4 protein-coding genes are annotated in these 2,698 nt (G+C 60.6%); 1 reads left to right on the forward strand and 3 read right to left on the reverse strand.

Going from position 1 to position 2,698, the window contains the following annotated elements:
- Both G6019_RS17135 and G6019_RS16790 read right to left on the reverse strand, forming a co-directional pair.
- The coding region (locus tag G6019_RS17135) for a hypothetical protein (protein ID WP_206681843.1) at nt 1-232 on the reverse strand (232 nt) is incomplete at its 3' end.
- A 75-nt stretch (nt 233-307) separates the two neighbouring features.
- Nucleotides 308-514: a hypothetical protein gene (locus G6019_RS16790; protein WP_182613701.1), complete on the reverse strand. Its 207-nt coding sequence runs from the start codon at nt 512-514 to the stop codon at nt 308-310.
- 377 nt (nt 515-891) lie between these two features.
- Here G6019_RS16790 and G6019_RS16795 point away from each other — a divergent pair, with 377 nt between their 5' ends.
- Nucleotides 892-2,052: a hypothetical protein gene (locus tag G6019_RS16795; protein ID WP_182628115.1), complete on the forward strand. Its 1,161-nt coding sequence runs from the start codon at nt 892-894 to the stop codon at nt 2,050-2,052.
- 138 nt (nt 2,053-2,190) lie between these two features.
- Here the strand turns inward: G6019_RS16795 and G6019_RS16800 are convergent.
- Nucleotides 2,191-2,698: recombinase family protein (locus G6019_RS16800; RefSeq protein WP_241726126.1), on the reverse strand; the 508-nt coding region annotated here is incomplete at its 5' end.

A 2,698-nucleotide genomic window follows, 5' to 3' on the forward strand; every position in this document is an offset into this window, starting at 1 on the left:
CCGCAGATCCCCATGAAACACCGGGGTTAGGGCTCCCGACCCAGCCTCCGTTTGGCTGTTCAGTCCACTTCACCGTCGGAGTGAATCCTGGACTTACCTCAAGACTGGCGCGGTTCTCGCTGAACCGCAGCACGCCGGTCCGCTGCGGGCTTTGAACCTGACCGTCCGAGGCAACGACTTGAAACTGACCGATGGACTCGGCGATCGGGTCTGGGAACTTCTCGAACGCCACAGGCAGAATCCTACCGGGGTCAGGAGCTATCGGCGTGCGGTCCGTCAGTTCCGCTGGCTGCGGCCCTGATCTGCCCTAGGGCAGTTCCATATCTAACAGCCCCGCATATTCAACCGTTTGGGAAAGCCGCTGAGCATACTGCTCCCCTGCCCACAACGCCGCTCGTTGGCCCAGCTCCGGGAGCAGTAGGAGCATCGCAATAGCCATCAGTGTGATGATGGACTTCTTCCAGCGGCGGGGAATCAGCCCCTTACCAATCCTCAAGACATCAATCCCGGTCACACCGTGAAGAGTTGCATGTGCCTACGACAGCGACAGAAAATGCAGGTTCACCTCGTGTTTCGTCACCCAGATTCCGCTTCACTGAAGGCACCCGAGCCGAGACTGCAGACCGTCTTTACAGGCGTCATATTTGACGGTCCCCTGCTGCGCAACAGCCAATGATCGGACCGATACCCACTCCATCCTGGTCAGAGCGTCTCGCAAGATTGTGCCGCATCAGCGAGTCGCGCGAAGCACGACGCATACCAACGCGCGCCGCTGACGCATCCCAGACTGGGGAGAACGTTTCCAGCAAGGTGGAGCATGGCATACAGCTACATGACCCGAGAAGCCGGATTCAATGCCGGAGTGTGACAGGTAGTGGGCACAATTGCGGGATGGCACGTAACAACCGGGCAAGCAAGAAGCGCCACCAGAAATCGTCTGCGGACAAGCCGCTCGCGAAAGAGTTACACCCAGAACTGAATGCCACGTTCTACACCGCTGACCCCGCAGCCTTTCTGCGGTTACGAATCGAAGCGCTGTCACTGATGGCCTTATCGCAGGAGCAACTGCGGCCTGTCTACGCGGCCGAGCGCCAGATCGGAAGCCTGAGCATTCCACCGACCGGCCCCCCCGAGGACGACGAGCGGGAGCGCTACATCGCGACTGAAGCTGAAATGATCATCCACCACGCCGCTGAGATGGTCCTACGCATGTTTTTTGCCCATGCGGAAGCACCAGACTGCCCATGGATCGGTATGGCGTCCTCGACGAGCTTTTCGGCCTTCAAGGACAAGGTCGAAAAGGCCCTCGAAGACGGGTTCAATAGGGAAGACGTCGCGCTCGTTTTTCTTGGTGGAAGTGACCCACGAGATGCAGCGATCGCCGCTACTGATGAAGAGTTCGAGAACACCGTCGACGCCGTTCGACTACTGCTTCGGTTCAGCGCACACCGCCTACTCAACGAATCGTTTCTCTACAACGCCGCCAAGCACGGATTGACGATGGTTCAGCTGGACGACAGCACCAAGATGACGCTCCAGACCGGCGGGGAAGAGATCGAACTCCATGCCGGTCGCATGCACACTTACCTGCACAAGCCAGCGAGCCCGAAGGCCCCAAAAGAGGGTCCGAAATGGCACCTGAGTATGACCGGTTGCCTCCCAGACCAAGACTTAGCGGTGGCGACTGCGATCTACCATGCGGTCCAAAACCTCTGGCAGGTAGCCCGCCGCCGGTACACCGCGCAACGTGGACAAGTCGTACTCATGAGAGAGGCCGCCGTCGAAAGCTCCATGTACGCTCCGGTCACCAATTCGCTGAGCATTGTCAGAACCACGGTGATGGAACTGACCAAGAAGAACCCCGATGGGAGCTTGACTGGCATTGGTCTTAACCTGATCCGCAACTTCGTGCCCAGAGACTGGCAGGACCAGGAAGTAGTCGACGACCAGCGAACTGTCGACCTGCCCGTCAGGCAGCGCGACAAGAAGATCGACTACCACGCACGTAGATCGCTACTCCCGTTCTCGCCCAAAAACTCCTCCCGCGTATAACCCCCTTCTCCATCAGCGCTCGCGACTTACCGCGGTCGCTGAACTCAACGAGAAACGACGAGACCAGGCCGCCCCTGGCCCTCTTCGGGGCCCCTCCTCACCAGGCTGTTGCGCACCGGAGGAGCGTCACGAGCTGCGTCACTGCGCATCGCGCTGCAATGCCCGGTAAAGCGTCGATCGACCCACTCCGAGATCCCGGGCGATCGCCGACGGCCCCTCCCCCGCCTCGACGCGTGCTCGCGCCCTTTCGATCTGCTCGTGGGTCAGGACGCGTTTGCGTCCCTTGTATTTGCCCTTCGCCTTGGCGATGGCAATACCCTCGGCCTGGCGTTCCCGGATGATGGCCCTCTCGAACTCGGCGAACGCACCGAGCAGCGACAGCATCAGATCCGCTCGAGGATCCTGGGCGCCTGCGGCGTAGGTGGCCCGCTCGTGGACGAACTCCACACTCGCGCCCTTGGCCGTGATCTCGCCAACGATCTGCTTGAGATCGACCAGAGATCGGGCGAGTCGGTCCATCGACGCGACAACCAGCTCGTCACCGTCTCGCAGGTACCTGATGCACTCTTCGAGCTTCACCCGGTCCGCACGAGAGCGTGCGGACTGCTTCTCGACGTAGACCCGGTCGCACTCCCCCACCGCCTCG

Source organism: Dietzia sp. DQ12-76 (genome assembly GCF_014145045.1).
In the GTDB taxonomy this organism is placed as follows: Bacteria; Actinomycetota; Actinomycetes; order Mycobacteriales; family Mycobacteriaceae; genus Dietzia.